Origin of the sequence: Vibrio sp. S12_S33, from assembly GCF_963889785.1 — a bacterium.
In the GTDB taxonomy this organism is placed as follows: Bacteria; Pseudomonadota; Gammaproteobacteria; order Enterobacterales; family Vibrionaceae; genus Vibrio; species Vibrio aestuarianus.
The window spans coordinates 93841-110336 of sequence record NZ_CAWPQZ010000006.1 but is presented as its reverse complement, the minus strand read 5'-3'; the positions used below and the strand labels follow the sequence as shown (position 1 = coordinate 110336).

17 protein-coding genes are annotated in these 16496 nt (G+C 42.5%); 11 read left to right on the top strand and 6 right to left on the bottom strand.

Annotated features, from left to right (window positions below):
- Window positions 1-280: 280 nt before the first annotated feature.
- The gene (aroG, locus tag AACW06_RS04850) at window positions 281-1333 is read right to left on the bottom strand and encodes a 3-deoxy-7-phosphoheptulonate synthase AroG (RefSeq protein ID WP_192074232.1); all 1053 of its coding nucleotides are present in this window, start codon (window positions 1331-1333) and stop codon (window positions 281-283) included.
- A gap of 299 nt (window positions 1334-1632) precedes the next feature.
- On the opposite strand from aroG, the gene AACW06_RS04845 reads away from it, so the two are divergent.
- The 5 genes from AACW06_RS04845 (at window position 1633) to AACW06_RS04825 (ending at window position 6766) form a co-directional block, all read left to right on the top strand.
- Window positions 1633-2352, top strand: a complete 720-nt coding sequence (locus AACW06_RS04845) for an amino acid ABC transporter ATP-binding protein (RefSeq protein WP_192074231.1) — start codon at window positions 1633-1635, stop codon at window positions 2350-2352.
- Window positions 2352-3152 carry an amino acid ABC transporter permease gene (locus AACW06_RS04840; protein WP_192074230.1) on the top strand — a complete coding sequence of 267 codons (801 nt, stop codon included), beginning with the start codon at window positions 2352-2354 and terminating at the stop codon, window positions 3150-3152. The genes AACW06_RS04845 and AACW06_RS04840 overlap by 1 nt, the downstream gene beginning before the upstream one ends.
- 20 nt (window positions 3153-3172) lie before the next feature.
- A complete protein-coding gene (locus AACW06_RS04835; RefSeq protein WP_192074229.1) occupies window positions 3173-4015 on the top strand; it encodes a transporter substrate-binding domain-containing protein in 843 nt (280 codons plus the stop codon).
- Window positions 4016-4063: 48 nt separating this feature from the next.
- On the top strand, window positions 4064-4945 hold the full coding sequence (locus AACW06_RS04830) for an amino acid ABC transporter permease (RefSeq protein ID WP_171980656.1): 882 nt from the start codon (window positions 4064-4066) through the stop codon (window positions 4943-4945).
- Window positions 4946-5062: 117 nt separating this feature from the next.
- On the top strand, window positions 5063-6766 hold the full coding sequence (locus AACW06_RS04825) for a phospho-sugar mutase (protein ID WP_192074228.1): 1704 nt from the start codon (window positions 5063-5065) through the stop codon (window positions 6764-6766).
- A 59-nt stretch (window positions 6767-6825) separates the two neighbouring features.
- On the opposite strand, the gene AACW06_RS04820 is transcribed toward AACW06_RS04825, so the two are convergent.
- Window positions 6826-7461: a LysE family translocator gene (locus tag AACW06_RS04820; protein ID WP_192074227.1), complete on the bottom strand. Its 636-nt coding sequence runs from the start codon at window positions 7459-7461 to the stop codon at window positions 6826-6828.
- Window positions 7462-7690: 229 nt separating this feature from the next.
- On the opposite strand from AACW06_RS04820, the gene AACW06_RS04815 reads away from it, so the two are divergent.
- Entirely contained in the window at window positions 7691-8422 is a 732-nt protein-coding gene (locus AACW06_RS04815) for an AzlC family ABC transporter permease (protein ID WP_192074226.1), read from the top strand.
- Window positions 8419-8739 carry an AzlD domain-containing protein gene (locus AACW06_RS04810; RefSeq protein WP_053311673.1) on the top strand — a complete coding sequence of 107 codons (321 nt, stop codon included), beginning with the start codon at window positions 8419-8421 and terminating at the stop codon, window positions 8737-8739. The genes AACW06_RS04815 and AACW06_RS04810 overlap by 4 nt, the downstream gene beginning before the upstream one ends.
- A gap of 52 nt (window positions 8740-8791) precedes the next feature.
- On the opposite strand, the gene AACW06_RS04805 is transcribed toward AACW06_RS04810, so the two are convergent.
- Window positions 8792-9406 (bottom strand): fumarylacetoacetate hydrolase family protein, encoded by a 615-nt coding sequence (locus AACW06_RS04805; protein WP_192074225.1) that lies wholly within the window; start codon window positions 9404-9406, stop codon window positions 8792-8794.
- A 491-nt stretch (window positions 9407-9897) separates the two neighbouring features.
- Here AACW06_RS04805 and AACW06_RS04800 point away from each other — a divergent pair, with 491 nt between their 5' ends.
- Window positions 9898-10782 (top strand): DMT family transporter, encoded by an 885-nt coding sequence (locus AACW06_RS04800; protein WP_192074256.1) that lies wholly within the window; start codon window positions 9898-9900, stop codon window positions 10780-10782.
- 59 nt (window positions 10783-10841) lie between these two features.
- On the top strand, window positions 10842-11462 hold the full coding sequence (locus tag AACW06_RS04795; protein ID WP_192074224.1) for a glutaredoxin domain-containing protein: 621 nt from the start codon (window positions 10842-10844) through the stop codon (window positions 11460-11462).
- A 105-nt stretch (window positions 11463-11567) separates the two neighbouring features.
- Here the strand turns inward: AACW06_RS04795 and AACW06_RS04790 are convergent, their stop codons facing one another.
- The 3 genes from AACW06_RS04790 to AACW06_RS04780 form a co-directional block, all read right to left on the bottom strand.
- Window positions 11568-11705 carry a hypothetical protein gene (locus AACW06_RS04790; RefSeq protein WP_192074223.1) on the bottom strand — a complete coding sequence of 46 codons (138 nt, stop codon included), beginning with the start codon at window positions 11703-11705 and terminating at the stop codon, window positions 11568-11570.
- 103 nt (window positions 11706-11808) lie between these two features.
- Window positions 11809-12159, bottom strand: coding sequence for a hypothetical protein (locus AACW06_RS04785; RefSeq protein ID WP_053311670.1), 351 nt, complete (start codon window positions 12157-12159; stop codon window positions 11809-11811).
- Window positions 12160-12235: 76 nt separating this feature from the next.
- Complete coding sequence (locus AACW06_RS04780) at window positions 12236-13432, bottom strand: multidrug effflux MFS transporter (protein WP_192074222.1); 1197 nt, start codon at window positions 13430-13432, stop codon at window positions 12236-12238.
- 134 nt (window positions 13433-13566) lie between these two features.
- Here AACW06_RS04780 and AACW06_RS04775 point away from each other — a divergent pair, with 134 nt between their 5' ends.
- Window positions 13567-14454, top strand: coding sequence for a LysR family transcriptional regulator (locus AACW06_RS04775; protein WP_171375547.1), 888 nt, complete (start codon window positions 13567-13569; stop codon window positions 14452-14454).
- A gap of 169 nt (window positions 14455-14623) precedes the next feature.
- Window positions 14624-16456 (top strand): putative bifunctional diguanylate cyclase/phosphodiesterase, encoded by a 1833-nt coding sequence (locus AACW06_RS04770; protein WP_192074221.1) that lies wholly within the window; start codon window positions 14624-14626, stop codon window positions 16454-16456.
- Window positions 16457-16496: the final 40 nt, after the last annotated feature.

The following is a 16496-nucleotide window of genomic DNA, read 5'->3' as shown; positions in this document are numbered from 1 at the left end:
TCTGAAAGTAATTACTCAGAAAGACAACCGATTATGTGGGAAAATGAATATTCCCAAGGGGCAATCATTGTCGATTTATGGCACGGCAAATTGTCACCTAAAGACTCATCACAATTGGTAAGTTTTGCAAGAAAAAATACCTATACCGGGACAAAACAAGAGCAATAGTTCAAACAAAAATAATTTAATGGACTTTATTTACAACCCCAGAAAAATCATAAAAAATAAATATAAAAGGCTCCCAATAATGGGAGCCTTATTAATATAGAATGGTTAGTAATTATCGTGAGCGACGTGCTTGAACTGCATCGGCTAGCTGACGAAGAACGACTTCTGTATCATCCCAACCAATACACGCATCAGTAATCGATTGCCCGTACGTTGCAGCGCAACCATCGACTAAATCTTGACGACCTTCCACTAAGTGAGATTCAATCATCACTCCAAAAATAGCGTGTTCACCATTAGCAAGCTGTTCACTCACATCTTGTGCCACCACCATTTGACGATTGTAGTCTTTCGAGCTGTTTGCGTGGCTGAAATCAATCATCACTTTTTGTGGTAAACCCGACGCTTCAAGCTCTTGCTTAATCACACCTACGTGTTGTGCACTATAATTTGGCTCTTTACCACCACGCAAAATAATGTGGCAATCTGGATTACCCGCAGTTTGAATAATGGCAGAGTGACCAAACTTCGTCACTGACAAAAAGTGGTGTGAAGCACTGGCAGAGCGGATCGCATCGGAAGCGATTTTGATATTGCCATCCGTACCATTTTTAAAACCAACTGGGCAAGAAAGTCCAGAAGCTAGCTCTCGGTGAACCTGAGATTCTGTTGTACGAGCACCAATAGCGCCCCAGCTGATAAGGTCGGCCACATATTGAGGGGTGATCATATCCAAAAATTCACTGGCTGTTGGCATGCCCATATCCGTTAAATCAAGCAACAATTTACGCCCCATGCGTAAACCATCATTGATTTTATAGGTGTCATTTAGGTAAGGGTCGTTAATTAAACCTTTCCAACCCACCGTGGTACGTGGCTTTTCAAAATACACGCGCATCACGATTTCAAGGCGATCACCCAATTCGTCACGCAATACTTTCAGTCGCTTACCATATTCAACCGCCGCTTCAGGGTCATGAATTGAACATGGACCAATAATAACCAATAGGCGATCATCTTTATCTTGCAGAATGTTATGGATCGCTTCACGTGCTTGAAATGTGGTTGAAGAAGCAATTTCTGTCGCTGGAAACTTTTCTAAAACGGCAACAGGGGGTAATAACTCTTTAACTCTTTTAATTTTTACATCATCGGTCTGGAACATTGCTTACTTCTTCCTTTCTATTCTTTCTACTACCTGCCATATGAACAACGATGGCTAATCTAATTTGCAGCCTTGCTTTCGGCCTTCCCTTGTAACTTATCCACTAAAAACCCCAACTTCAATCATTATTTTCATCAAAAGGCAATGTTATTGTATTTTTTACAAAACAAGCATCATGTAAAAAATTCATTACACACGATGCTGTTGTCAGATTTTTTGCTTTATGCTGTCTCAAGAGTGCAATATCTTGTTGATATTGCTAAGGTAGATGAATAACAAATAAAAATAGAAGTTCAACAATGAACGTGATCGAATTTAGTAACGTCAATAAATGGTATAACGATTTTCACGCTTTAAAAGATATTACGCTGCAAGTCCAACGTGGTGAAATATTAGTCGTTTGTGGCCCCTCTGGCTCTGGAAAATCAACGCTAATCCGGACTGTAAACCGGCTAGAAGCCATTACTGAGGGCAGTATTACACTACGATCAGCTCAATTAAACGCTTCATTATCAGCAGGAAAAATCGGTATGGTTTTTCAACATTTCAATCTATTTCCGCATTTAACTGTTATCGAAAACCTGACACTTGCTCCTATTCGCACCTTGAAACTATCAAAACCCGCCGCAAGAGAACGCGCACTGCATTTTCTAAAGCGAGTCAATATTGTTGAGCAAGCCGATAAGCACCCGGTGCAACTGTCTGGTGGCCAACAACAACGCGTCGCTATTGCTCGCTCACTGTGCATGCAGCCAGAGATTTTACTGTTTGACGAACCCACTTCTGCGCTTGATCCTGAAACCATTCAAGAAGTGTTGGATGTCATGGTCGATCTCGCTCAAGATGGTATCACCATGATGTGCGTGACTCATGAAATGGGCTTTGCGCGCAAAGTGGCAGATCGCGTTATCTTTATGGATGAAGGAGAAATCTTGGAAATTGCAACACCAGAGGTGCTGTTTAGCCAACCTAAACACCCAAGAACACAACAGTTTCTCAAGCAAATCCTCAGTCACTGATGATAAAAGTCATGATCAAACCTGTGCTGTCTGCTGCTGCACAAATGGCACTACTGTTGTTAGGCATGATGTGGCTACTCAATTCAGGGGCCCAAGCGATGGGCTACCAATGGCAGTGGGAGCGTGTTCCTGACTACATTGCATTTTATGAAGATGGTGAATGGTGGCCTGCAGAGCTTATCGAGGGCTTAGTGGTTACCTTACAAATCTCTGCCATCAGTCTGTTTTTAACACTGGTGATTGGGCTTACAACAGCACTATTAAAGCTTTCAAACTCTATCGTTGGACGGCTATTAGCGAATGGTTATATCGAACTTATCCGTAACACACCTTTGCTGGTTCAAATTTATCTGCTTTACTTTGTGTTTGGTCCCGTTATTGGGCTGGATCGCTTTTCCACTGCTGTTGTTGCTTTGTCCTTGTTTCAAGGTGCGTACACCGCTGAAGTGTTTCGTGGTGGATTAAATAGTATTGCCAAAGGTCAGTTTGAGGCGTCTCAATCACTCGGGTTATCGCGCTTTTATACTTACTACGATGTGATCCTCCCGCAACTGCTTCAACGTACATTACCTCCGTTGACCAATGAAGTAGTGTCGTTAATTAAAAACTCTTCAATAGTCAGTGTAATGGCGATTTTCGACCTCACCACACAAGGTAGAAACATCGTGTCTGAAACCGCTATGCCATTTGAAATTTGGTTTACCGTCGCGGGTATTTATTTGCTGTTAACGCTTTCTTTATCGGGGCTTTCAGCTTGGCTAGAACATAAACTGGGCGCTCAATGGCGCTCTCAAAAATGAACCAGAAGAAGGGAAATAACATGCAACCATATGGAAAAATAAGCTGGCGAAAACGAGGCTTTTTGAGTATTGCATTCAGTGCACTATTGGGATTGGTCGTCTCACTACCAGCGACTGCAAGTGACACGCCTAACCTAGATAAAATCAACGAACGAGGCACGCTACGTGTAGGCATGTCGACGTTTGTACCTTGGGCAATGCGCGATAAGCAAGGTGAATTGATCGGTTTTGAAATTGATGTCGCTAAACGCTTAGCTGCGGACTCAGGTTGGAAAGTTGAATTTGTACCGACAGCGTGGGATGGAATAATCCCCGCACTTTTGGCCAAAAAATTTGATGTAATCATTGGTGGTATGTCTGTCACACCTGAACGTTCAAAAAGCGTACTATTTAGCGCCCCTTATTCTCACTCAGGGGTACAACTTGCGGCAAACAAAGCACTCGCGACTGGCTTTTCAACTTTTGATGACTTTAACTCTCGCAAAGTGAAAATTGCGGCTCGCCGCGGCGCGTTTACAGTGCAAGTCGCACGTGAAACCTTTCCCAAAGCAAAAGTTCTGCAATTCGATGACGATGCTCAAGCGTTCCAAGAAGTGCTCAATGGTAATGCTCACGCAGTGATTGCCTCTAGCCCTAAACCAGAACATGAAACGGTCAAACACAGTGATAAACTGTTTATTCCTTTTAGCGAACGTTTATCAAAAGGCAATGAAGCTTTTGCTGTTCGTCTGGGTGAAAACGATAAAAGAGTCTTTTTTGATCAATGGATTGAAGCTCGCACTGCCGATGGTTGGCTCAGTGAGCGTTATGAATATTGGTTCTCAACGCTAGATTGGCAAAAGCAAATTGCTTCAGGGCAATGATGCTAGGCAACAAATGTGAATACAACGACAGCATTGACCACTAAAACAATGAGCCCACCCAAGGTGTCACGCCTATCACTCAATAAGCTAGATTACTTATTACTGGTGTTATTTACCTGCTTCGCGCTGTGGTTGACCTACCGCGCAGACGTTGGTGTGAACTACCACTGGCGCTGGAACGATGCTTTTGCTCTGATATTCACACCAAAAGCGGACGGCAGTACGCCCTACTTCTTTCAAGGGCTTGCTGCTACTTTACGCTTGAGCATTTGGGGCATGTTGCTTGCCCTAGTACTTGGCACGCTACTCGGTGTGGCTCGTCACGCAAATAATCCTTTGTTTAAACTGCCCGCTAATGCCTTTGTGCAGTTGGTGCGTAATATCCCACCATTAGTATTTGTCTTTATCTTCTACTTTTTCATCTCCAACCAGTTGATCCCTTTGCTTGGGTTAGACACTTTACTGCGTGATCACCATGGGCAAATTAATACCATTCAACAACTACTGTTTGGCCCTGCTCATTTATGGGAAAACTTACTTTCTGGCATTTTATGTATTGGCCTACTCTCTTCGGCTTACATTGCTGAAGTAGTCCGTTCCGGACTGGCAGGTATTGCGCAAGGTCAATGGGAAGCATCGCATTCTCTCGGACTTTCTCCTTGGGTCAAATATCGCTATATCATTGCTCCGCAAGTGCTCAGTGCCATTACGCCAGCATTAGCAGGACAAGCTATTTCGCTGGTGAAAGATTCTTCTATTGTCTCGCTTATTTCTATCCAAGAAATGACGTTTGTTGGCACTGAAATGGCCAATTCATCAGGATTAATTTTTGAAATTTGGTTGCTGGTGGGTAGCTTTTATCTGGCCATATGTCTAACCCTGTCATTGCTATTTAAGCGCCTTGAGAGACACAGTTTACGCCACCTTTAATGCGTTTAAGATCGGCAACTGACATTTAATCCTTGAATATTTAGCGATTGCCCGCCCATAATTGAGAATGAATATCAGTTAAAATCTATATCAATCGACATTAAGCAGGTAAGAATCATGATGGAATACGTTGCCGAGTGGTTAGAAAAAGATCCCGATCCTAAAACGCGTAAAGAGCTTCAAGCATTAATTGATGAGCAGCAACTTGATGCCATTAAAGAGCGATTTCAATCACGCCTTGAATTTGGTACCGCAGGTTTACGTGGCAAAGTAGGATGTGGGCCTAATCGCATGAACCGCCTTGTCATTCAAGAAACCGCAACGGGCTTAGGGCACTACTTAATTCAAAAAATAGCTGATGCGAAAAACCGCGGGGTAGTGATCGGTTATGACGGACGACCAGATTCACAACAATTTGCGTATGATACCGCTTCTGTACTGACCGCATTGGGCATTAAGGTTTACCTTACTTATAAAGTCGCCCCTACCCCCGTAGTGGCATTTGGCGTTAAACATTTTAACGCAGCCGCTGCCGTGGTGGTGACTGCCAGCCACAACCCGCCAGAATACAATGGGTTCAAAGTGTATTGGGAAAATGGCGCGCAAATTATTCCACCTCATGATGGCGGTATTGCCTCGGAAATTAACCTAGCAGCAACGCGAGTGGTTTCTCTAATGCCCCTAGAAGACGCTCATAAAAAAGGGCGACTGGAATGGCTGACTGACGATTATTACCAAGCGTATCGCCAGACAATCAACCAAAATCCACTACTTAACCATCATTCTGATCCAAAAAGCATCGCCATCACTTACACCGCAATGCATGGGGTCGGAGCTGAAATGGCAGAAACGTTACTCCATGATGCAGGTTTCACTCGCGTCAGTAGTGTAAAAGAACAGCGTGAACCTGATGGCCGATTCCCGACCGTCAACTTCCCTAACCCTGAAGAATTAGGGGCAATGGATATGGTTACCACGCTTGCCCATACGCAATGTGCCGAGCTCGCTTGTGCTAACGACCCTGATGCTGACCGATTTGCCGTTAGCGTAAGAAAAGCCGATGGCACTTATCAAATGTTGACTGGTGACCAGGTTGGCGTCTTATTTGGGCACTACTTGTTATCGAAAAGTGAAGCTAAAAAACAATTAGTCGGTAATACCATTGTTTCATCCAGTTTACTTGGAGAAATCGCCCAATCAATGGGGGCGAAATACTTCCAAACGCTGACGGGTTTTAAATGGTTAACCAATGTGGCCATGCAAGAACAAAGTGATGATCATCAATTCTTATTCGCTTATGAGGAAGCCTTAGGCTACACCATCGGTAGTACTGTTTGGGATAAAGATGGCCTGTCGGCATTGGTCGCTTTTGCTCAATTAGCGGCAGAGCTCTACAGCCAAGGCAAGACCATTTGGGATCAATTAGAAGCGATCTATCGCCAACATGGTTTATACGTCAATGCACAGCGCAGCATCAAATTAGATCCGAATTCGCCGCCGGTGGGGGATAAACTTCGCGCACAACCTCCGACAGAAATTGCAGGGCGCAAAGTATTGGTAATTGAAGATCTAAAATCATCGATTCGCTATATCAGTAGCGGAACAAACGAAGTGATCAACTTACCCGCTAGCGATGTGCTCATCTATCATCTAGAAGGTGGGGCGCGAGTGATCGTTCGCCCTTCTGGAACTGAGCCGAAACTAAAATGTTACTACGAAGTGGTCTGCACTTTTGAAGGAGATGAAGATTTCGTCTCTGCTCAGCGAAAGGCAGATGAACAAATGGCAATGTTGATTGCCGAGCATCAACGCAGTTTGTAAAAAACCATTGATATTGCGCAACAGTGAAAGTGGTTATGCCGCTTTCACTGGCAATTTGACTACTTAGCGATAAAAGAGCTGAGCATCCAACAAGCAAGTAACACAAAAACAACGCCCATGAACTTGTGCTGATTAGTTCGAAACTTCTCATTTCCTAGCAGGGAACGTCCAAACGTTCCGGCCAATGCGACCAATAAAAAATTAAACGTCAAGCCAAGAATATTCAGTAACAGTCCTAACGCGAACATTTGTTCACCCGAGGTTGCACCAATATTGCTTGAGACAAACTGCGGTAAAAACATGACAAAGAATACCAGTGCTTTGGGGTTGAGTAAGTTACTAACCAAAGCACGTTGGTAGAACTGAGCCGCCATTTTATCGTCGTTATCAAGATCAGGCATATCTGCCGGGGTTGCACGCAAGCAATCCCAGCCCATTTTTAGCAAGTACGCACCACCTAAAAAATGCAATACGTTTAACGCTAATGGACTCATGGCGATTAACGCAGATACCCCCAACGCGGCAAGTAGCGTCAGAATGATGCCCGAAGTAGCATTACCTAAACTGGCAAAAATGCCTATACGTCGCCCACAGCTCATACTTGAACTGGCGATCAGCAACATATCTGGTCCAGGAAGCAACAATAGGGCAATCACTGCCGTAAGATAAACAGGCAAGATGGAAATATCGATCATGATGAGATTTTATTAAAAACAAGAAGCGGCGGATTTTATAGTAACAATTTCATTATTACCACCACCAAAAACCACTTTAAACGACATTGTTAGATTATTATTTCACACAAACTAAACTAAGAGTAACACTACAGCGCTGTTTTCTATCCTCGTAGATTCGTCATGTAATACAATCACTTGATCAAATTTCGTAGCTTGATATGTTCACTAGTATGAATAAGGATTTTTGATGAGTATCGTGATTTTGGATAACCCACACCCAACCTCTAAGGGATATTGTTTCTGGCAAGGTACACTTGCCATGCTGCCACTAAGTATTGCCGTCTTACCATGGGGATTACTTGCCGGCTCATTTGCTATAGAAACTGGCCTATCTCCATTTGAAAGCCAAGCTTTGTCTGCGATTTTGTTTGCAGGCTCTGCGCAGTTAGTGGCTACCGGCATGTTCAAAGCGGGGGCTGGGTTGTTCACCATGCTAATCACCACATTTTTCATAACGTCTCGCCATTTTTTGTACAGCGTATCGATGCGCAGCAAAATTAGCCTACTCCCTATGCGCTGGCGCATAATTTTAGGTTTTTTGCTTACTGATGAACTGTTCGCGATTTGCGAGCAGCATGATGAAAAGCCGTTTAACCGCTGGTACGCATTAGGAGCAGGACTTAGCTTTTACCTCATTTGGAACCTAGCCACCCTAGCAGGTATTATTGCAGGCAGCTATATTCCCTCCTTAAACGAACTTGGATTAGAATTTGCGGTTGCTGCAACCTTCATTGCCATTGTGATCCCCAACGTGAAAACCTTACCGGTGTTCATGGCAGTGCTAACAGCTTTGGTACTTTCTGTTGCATTAAAAATGTGCAACGTGGACGGCAGCCTTATGTTTGCCAGTATTGGAGCTATGTGCGCGGGTTATGTAACTGAACTTGCGCTTGAACATCGCAGAGGGAAATCATCATGATTATGCTTTCTATTCTTGCGATGACCGCACTTGTATTTACCAGTCGCTACCTGTTTTTAGAGCCCAAGCTGCCACTGCGACTCAGTCCTGCTATTCAACGTTTACTTAGCTATTCAAGCCCTGCGGTATTGACTGCCATATGGGCGCCCATCGTATTTATGCCAGAGACCGATTTATGGATTAATGCGCACAATCCTTATTTATGGGCAGCAGCACTCGCGGGATTGATTGCTTGGAAAACCAAGAATGTGCTTCTAACCACGGTCGCTAGCATGGTGGTATTTCTGGTACTTAATTTGATAATTTTCACTCATTAATAGTCGTGGTTAACGCTTAAATAAGACTTGGTTGGAATCTCCACTCGCACCATTATTCAGCTAACCATTCAATTTCAATAAGAGTTTCTTGAGCGGATTTTAAACGTCCTAAAAATACATCACCACGGTGTACTTCCCCTACACCTTGAGGAGTCCCGGTCATGATCACATCGCCATCGCGCAACGAAGTATAGGATTTGAGCTCTTCTAAAATGGTGGGCGGTGAATAAAGCATCTGATTGACACCACCGCACTGCACTCGAACGCAGTTGATGAATAGCTCTAACTGCAAGCTATTGATGTCGATACCATCAAGCGGGACAAATCGACTGAATACTGCTGAGCCATCAAACGCTTTTGCTCTCTCCCACGGCAATCCTTTCGCTTTAAGCTTTGATTGCAATTCGCGCTTTGTGAGATCCAAACCCAAACCAACCGCTGAATACTTTCCGTTTTCAACTAAAAAACAAATTTCCGTTTCATAATGCAGTGATTCTTGATGGAAAGAAGTCAAGGTAGTGGTAATGCTAGTATTCGGCTTGTTAAATACTACCATTTGCTCTGGTATAGCGTTGTTGAGCTCTTTAATGTGCTCAACATAATTACGACCAATACACAGTACTTTTGAAGGGGAGATTCGTTGGTCACCCAAACGGACTGAATACATACAATCTTCCTTGATATGAATGAGATGAGCGCAGAGTTTAACCGATATTCCTAACTAGGAAATAAATTTGATGATTCAAATATCAAAAGTAAGATCTTCAACTCAAAGCGAGCTAATCGCGACTATCCCTTCTTGCACCACAACAACACATATCGCACTACCTTAGTTCACTCTTCGAGATGGATAAAAAATAATATTATTATTTTTCAGATAGTTAAAAACTGAAATGCCATCTGCTATCTATAAAATACAAATGCACGGCAGCATTAGTGCTTCTTTTCAGTGTTAGGCAGAACACTGGCAAATTCATGTTCTTTGACCTCCCTATGGAAGGTTTTTTTTGATACAAACACCTCTCCCATTTATAAACCAAATCATTCAATTTCTAAGCAACTAACACTATAGCCTCAAGTAGCAAAGAGAAATCCTTGATTGGTTTAATCATGATAAATCAGTATGATTCAACCACTTTTCATGTCTGTACGATTTATATGAGCCTAAAACACCATCACCCACTCCAAGGAGCAAGCTGGATGCTGCTTGCCGGACTCGCTTTTGCGATAGTTAATAGCCTCGCTCAAGTCGCCAGTATCAATTATGGTCTGTCATCCACCACTGTTGCACTCATCCAATACGCTATTGCACTGGTAGTGATTTTGCCTTATTTATCAACACTCGGCATTCGTCGCTCACTCCGTACCCAACATTTGGGGTTACATATTTTCCGTGTGTTTTTATCCGTTATCGGTATTCAGCTTTGGTTATGGGCCCTCGCCTATCCTGTACCTATTTGGCAAGGTATTGCCCTATTAATGACATCGCCGCTCTTCGCTACCATTGGCTCTGGGCTCTTTTTAAAAGAAAAAGTGGGTATGGCTCGTTGGGGAGCAACACTAACTGGCTTTATTGGCGCGATGATCATTCTAGAGCCTTGGGCTGATAATTTTAATTGGGCTTCACTACTTCCTGTGGGGGCTGCATTTTTCTGGGCTTGTTACTCATTAATGGTAAAAAAACTCTCTTCTGAAGATTCACCTTCGACAATGGTCGTTTATTTGTTAGTGCTTATAACACCCTTTAACCTTTTATTAGCACTACCGGAATGGCAAATTCCAGAAGGCAATACATTATGGCTAATATTACTTTTCGCCGGTGCAATGACAGCATTAGCTCAATGGGCTATTGTCAAAGCCTATGCCGTTGCCGATGCTTCTTTTGTTCAACCATTTGATCACGCCAAATTGCCATTAAATGTACTGGCAGGTTGGGTTGTATTTGGTTGGGCACCACCAGGACGTTTATGGCTAGGCGCAGCTATCATCATTGCTTCGGTCGCTTTTATTACTCGCTGGGAAACAAAAAAATCATCACGCTGAAATAAAAAGTGTGATAAGCCTTTCCTATTCTTTAAGCGAAGATTGTTGAGGAAAATACAATGGCGGAACCTATTAAAATCACGTTATACCGTTGGGCTGGCAGTTGGGGACCATTTAAAGTCAATATCCCTTGTGGAGAGTGCACGCTAACCAAAGATATTCTAACTGACACCTTTAACAACGAATTGGTGGATGTTTCTGTTGAACTTGAAGTGAAAGATTGGCTTTCTCACTGGTGGGAGCCGCTCAAATTAGGAGCATGGCATGCACCGATTCTAGTAATAGAGGGAAAAGTTGTTAGCCAGGGTGAAGCTTTGAATCGTGGAGTCTTAGTTCAAGCGGTGATCAACGAGTGGGCTCAGCGTGATAACTTAAAAGGTAATATTGTTTATGGTAAAGCAACATGCCCCTACTGTATTAAAGCGAAAAAGTTGCTCGATGAGGCTGGTATTGAATATATCTACCATGATGTCGTTAAAGAGAGTGCCGCTTTGTATCGAATGATCCCTGAAGTCAAAGCAATTATTGGTCCTAAAACGCCCGTGACTGTCCCTCAGATCTGGTTGGATGATCGTTATATTGGTGGGTGCGATAAGTTGGAAAGTTGGCTGAAAGAAAAAAAATTGGATACCGTGCCTGATAATGTGCTCGACCTTGGAAAAGTTTCCGTTCCTCGATAACGTAACTCTAACTAATCGTTGGTATTACGACAGCCTAAGTTGACATTGAACCGTAAAGTAAAGCCCCAGTCTATCGCTAAGCTGGGGCTTTTAATTCGTCATCGTTTATTTGTGGCTAAACTTCTTAACCAACGCCTTAATGAAAGACTTTTTCTTTGCTTGTGGCTTACCATTCATTGCGTCATACATTGCTTTTTTAGCAATGATTTGTCCAACGTAAGCTCCACCTAATTCATAACCCATGAATCACCTCAAATGTAATTTAATTACTTAACCAAGGCAGATTGCAGCTATAAATATCAACAAAACAAGACAAACATCACACTTTTAGGTAATTAAATTTCAATCAGCTGCGTTTGGGTTGCTTGTAAGTCTTGCCAGCCGACAAATAGGTCTCTTTTTGTTTGACCTCAAACATCGCATCAAAAAACCACGCAATAAATTTGATCACATCGTCACCTTCATTCATGATGTGCTCAACAAACTCTTCCTCTTCACCTTGCTCATTTTCTTGAATGATCACATGGTAAATTCGTTGTTCACCATCAACTTCCGCCAAAGCAAATTGCCCAGTTAATGACTGCGCAGCCTCAGCAATCTCTTGATCTTCATTGGTTTTTAGTACTTCTAATGCTTGAGGTAACGTTTTCTGTTCACACAGTTCTTTGACTAGTGCCTGAAATTCTTCTTGATGCATTCTTATTTCCATCGGTTAACGTATTGAAGATTATATATCTAAACCAGATCAATATGGATGAGTAAGCCTAGAAAAATTAGGCGAATTCGGTTTGCAAGTGGCGCTGGGATGACAATAGAACCAGTAACATCAACGACCCCGTGGCCAAATAGAAGATGCCTAAAGCCGGCTGATTAGTCACCCAAACTTTAACAAGATGCCCACCGAGTAACCCAGCCAAACACATCTGAACTGAGCCCGACAAAGCAGAAACCGAACCTGCTTGCGTTTTATGTGGAGCAAGCAGCATGCTGGTTGATAAAGGAAAAGAAATACCTTGAGCAATGGTCAGCCAAGTAAACGCCCAAACTAAATTAAATACACTCAACGGTGTGGCTAACAACCACGCTCCAGCAAATGACATCAGTATTATCGCTAACATCAGTAATTGCCGAGAAGAAAAACGACCATTAAGTAAATTAACCAAAACACTGCCGATCATCAACCCAGCCGAGGGAACAATCATCACAGTGCCATACTCAGCAGCTGTTAAACCAAGTCGATTCTGTAACAAGAAAGGTAAAACAGATAAAGTCACTAAGCTCGATAAATAACTAATCCAGTTGTAGCTGGCACTACTCAATACCTGTGGGTTTTTAATCAATAGCAAATAACTATGACAAATTTTACTCGGTTCAAATCGACGCTTAGCATACGGTAATGTTTCAGGTAGTACCCACAACCCTAAAATAAAAATAGCGCAAATATAAGCCAACACGAAGACAAAAACGGCATGCCAACTTAAGTGAAATGCTATCCAGCCGCCCATCACTGGGGCGATGATCGGCATCACTGAAGCGGTGATCGCGATATAAGACAACGCCTTGGTCAGTTGTGAGCCGTCGTAACTATCTCGTAATACGCTACGCCCAAGAACAGAAGCACTGCCAGCTCCAAGACCTTGTAATAAACGTCCGGCTTCTAACATAGTAAAATTATCAGAAAAGCAAACACAGAGCACGGTTCCAACAAGGTAAATACCTTGTCCTAAAATGAAAGTCGGCCGCCTTCCTACGGCATCAGATAACGGTCCGTAGAAGAGTTGAGAGGCACCAAACCCAAGCAAAAACAAGGTCACCAATAGTTGCACTGCAGCTTGATCTACCATCAAATCTCGACTGATGAGTGGCAATGAAGGCAAATAAATACTCACCCCGACTTGTCCCGTCGCAATGATCATCATCGCAAGTAACATGGGGGTTTTCTTAAATGATGTGCTGCTAGCGCTATTCATAGGTAAGTGAGTTGGCCTTTATCAGTGACAAAAGTGGTATTACGGAAGGTTTTCAGTATATATTGGCAACTCATACATGATAATTTAGCTTTCAGGAAATGGATTAGTTCCCCTTTGGAATTAATAAGGTAAATATGGATTGGATACAAAGTGTTAAAACTTATATTAGAGTGGTGGAAGATGGCAGTTTTAACGGCGCCGCTCGTAAACTCAATACTACCAGCTCAGCCGTCAGCAAACGTGTACATTTATTAGAAGAAAGAATTGGCGTGCAACTGCTTAAGCGAACCACACGTTCCGTCACTCAAACTGAAGCTGGTGCACTATTTTATCAACGCGCTAAAGCCCAGTTAGACAGTTGGCAGTCTGTGGTCGATGAAACCCGTTCGGTCAATCAAACCCCCGCAGGCTTATTAAAAATTGGCGCAACGCTTTCGGTCGGCTCTAAGTTTCTCATGCAATATTTGGATGAATTCCTACAACGCTACCCAGACATTCGCATTCAACTTACCACCACTACACCAGGTCAACTTCCTGAATTACATTTAGATTTATTTATCAGCCGTGAAATAGAGCAGCTCAACTCGTTAAGCTTCAAAGCTACCCCATTGTTTGAACACAAAGCTGGGTTTTACGCATCCCCTCAATATATTGAGAAATATGGAATGCCCAAAAATGCGGATCAACTCGAACAACATAACATTCTGATATGGGGAGAATATACGTCGCGGGAACTGAAAACATCCACCGGCCAACGTCTTTCTTTGTCAGGCAATTTCGCAACGACCAATCCAGAAGCGCTATTTTATGCAGGTAAAAATGGCATGGGAGTCATTGTTACCAACAACGTGATGATCAAAGAAGAGCTCAGCTCTGGAACTTTAGTCCGAATATTACCTGATGTAATGATCGATCAAGCCACTGTTTACGCTTATTACCCAAAGCTTGATTATCAGCACACCAGAACTCAGTTATTCCTCAATTATTTAAAAGAAAAGCTGCCGCCTCAACTCACTCTATAGCAGGATATTTTGCAACCCATGCATCACGAAAAATTATTTTGTCTAAGCGATTGAATGAACGCTATTTTCATTTTCCACACTTAAAGTCGTAAACAAAGTTGCTGGAAAAATAGACTAACCTGCACCATAGTAATTAAGTGCATATTATAAAATAAACTGAGTGCGACATATGACTAAGACATCATTGGCTAGAGATGCAGTTAGTCTGGATACCATAAACGAGCTATTGGTGCTTGATAATAATGAGCTATTCGATAGAGCAACTTTGGTACTGCATACCCATTTTCAAAGTTTTTGTACATGCATTATCGAACTGGATAAACTGCATCACAAAGCCCATACCTTATCTTATGCCTGTGAAAACCGGCTTATCAACGATACATGCGATCAACTGAAGAACACTCCTTGCGAACAAGTGAGTAAATCGAAGCAAGAATACTGCTTATACCCTTCACAAGTGGCTAAAATTTTTCCCGATGATAATTTTCTTCGTGAAAATCATATTGAGTCTTACATCGGTATCCCACTACGAGCCAAAAATGGAGAAGTATTAGGCATTCTAGTGTCTACTTTCTGCTCGCCAGTTGACGATGAACACCCTATCGTAAAGTATCACAGCATTATTGCCAGTATGGTGGTACACAGCCTACGCAATAAGTGGCTCAGTGAACGTTCAGATAGCCTTGTTAAACAGCTCAGCCACGAAGTATCTCACGATAACCTAACAAACTTAATGAACCGCAGTTATCTTTCAGACAAATTAGAACGTTTGATCGAAACCGTCAATGAACCGTTTACTTTAGTGTACTTAGATATTGATAACTTTAAATCTATCAATGATTTATATGGACACTACATCGGTGACCAAGTCATTAAGTTTGTTGCAAATACAATACTAGAACATATTCCTGAAAAAAATTTAGCCTTTCGTATTGCTGGTGATGAATTTGCATTCATTACCTTCTCCAAAGACCCACTGACCATTTGTCGAAACATAATAAGCAGCATTGAAAGCGGTTACGTCGATACATCACATCGGATAAAGATGAGTCTTAGTATTGGTATTGCCAAAAAACTCCAAGAAAATATCAGTTCAGATCAATTGATATTAAATGCAAGCTTGGCACTGAAAGATTGTAAACAAGTGCGTGGAGAACACATCAGGTGTTACGACAGCGTTCTCAGTGAACAATATCACCGGCGCACACAGATCATTGATGCCTTACGCTATGAACTGGATAAAGCGCCCGGTTGTGATAGTGAAATATTCGTTGTTACACAGCCCATTGTCAGGCGAGCACATGATGAGTGGGACTATTTTGAAGTCCTTGCTCGCTGGAATAGTGAAACACTTGGTTCCATTTCTCCTTTAGAGTTTATTGAAGCGGCCGAGCAATCAGGGCTTATTGTTGATCTCGGTAAAAAAATTGTTGAACTCGCTTGTATCGCAAAACTCGAGCTTGAAAAAGGTCTCGGTCATAAGGTAAAACTTGGCCTTAATTGCTCCGCTTATGAATTGTCAAATTCAAACCGTTATATCGACCACCTAATGAAAACCATTGCTCAATTTGGTTTTGAGCCTAATGAATTTACTATCGAGCTCACTGAAACCGTGCTGCTTTCTCAAACTAGTGAAGTACTGGATATCTTAGATAAATTAAGGTTTGTCGGCTTTACCATCGCTCTAGACGACTTTGGTACGGGTTACTCAAGCCTCAACTATATCCATAGCTACCCTATTGATTGTATTAAAATTGATGCAACGTTCATTAGAAATATGTTGTGCAATGAAACTTCAGAACGTGTGGTCTGGCTTATTATACAACTCGCTAACCAGCTTCAAGTTGATTTGATTGCTGAGGGGGTTGAAAACCAAGAAGCGCTCGAAAAACTGTATGCGATGGGGTGTGATCAAATTCAGGGTTATTATTTTTCTCAGCCAGAGACACCTCATTCCATCGTCAGCCACTGGGACAATATCAAACAAGCACGTCGGGCATAAAAAAAACCTCTCACGAATTCGATGAGAGGTTTATGGATGC

Bases quoted from the DNA above. Each gene is read 5' to 3' on its own strand.
- aroG (WP_192074232.1), bottom strand. From the start codon at position 1,333: ATGTTCCAGACCGATGATGTAAAAATTAAAAGAGTTAAAGAGTTATTA.
- AACW06_RS04845 (WP_192074231.1), top strand. From the start codon at position 1,633: ATGAACGTGATCGAATTTAGTAACGTCAATAAATGGTATAACGATTTT.
- AACW06_RS04840 (WP_192074230.1), top strand. From the start codon at position 2,352: ATGATAAAAGTCATGATCAAACCTGTGCTGTCTGCTGCTGCACAAATG.
- AACW06_RS04835 (WP_192074229.1), top strand. From the start codon at position 3,173: ATGCAACCATATGGAAAAATAAGCTGGCGAAAACGAGGCTTTTTGAGT.
- AACW06_RS04830 (WP_171980656.1), top strand. From the start codon at position 4,064: ATGAGCCCACCCAAGGTGTCACGCCTATCACTCAATAAGCTAGATTAC.
- AACW06_RS04825 (WP_192074228.1), top strand. From the start codon at position 5,063: ATGATGGAATACGTTGCCGAGTGGTTAGAAAAAGATCCCGATCCTAAA.
- AACW06_RS04820 (WP_192074227.1), bottom strand. From the start codon at position 7,461: ATGATCGATATTTCCATCTTGCCTGTTTATCTTACGGCAGTGATTGCC.
- AACW06_RS04815 (WP_192074226.1), top strand. From the start codon at position 7,691: ATGAGTATCGTGATTTTGGATAACCCACACCCAACCTCTAAGGGATAT.
- AACW06_RS04810 (WP_053311673.1), top strand. From the start codon at position 8,419: ATGATTATGCTTTCTATTCTTGCGATGACCGCACTTGTATTTACCAGT.
- AACW06_RS04805 (WP_192074225.1), bottom strand. From the start codon at position 9,406: ATGTATTCAGTCCGTTTGGGTGACCAACGAATCTCCCCTTCAAAAGTA.
- AACW06_RS04800 (WP_192074256.1), top strand. From the start codon at position 9,898: ATGAGCCTAAAACACCATCACCCACTCCAAGGAGCAAGCTGGATGCTG.
- AACW06_RS04795 (WP_192074224.1), top strand. From the start codon at position 10,842: ATGGCGGAACCTATTAAAATCACGTTATACCGTTGGGCTGGCAGTTGG.
- AACW06_RS04790 (WP_192074223.1), bottom strand. From the start codon at position 11,705: ATGGGTTATGAATTAGGTGGAGCTTACGTTGGACAAATCATTGCTAAA.
- AACW06_RS04785 (WP_053311670.1), bottom strand. From the start codon at position 12,159: ATGCATCAAGAAGAATTTCAGGCACTAGTCAAAGAACTGTGTGAACAG.
- AACW06_RS04780 (WP_192074222.1), bottom strand. From the start codon at position 13,432: ATGAATAGCGCTAGCAGCACATCATTTAAGAAAACCCCCATGTTACTT.
- AACW06_RS04775 (WP_171375547.1), top strand. From the start codon at position 13,567: ATGGATTGGATACAAAGTGTTAAAACTTATATTAGAGTGGTGGAAGAT.
- AACW06_RS04770 (WP_192074221.1), top strand. From the start codon at position 14,624: ATGACTAAGACATCATTGGCTAGAGATGCAGTTAGTCTGGATACCATA.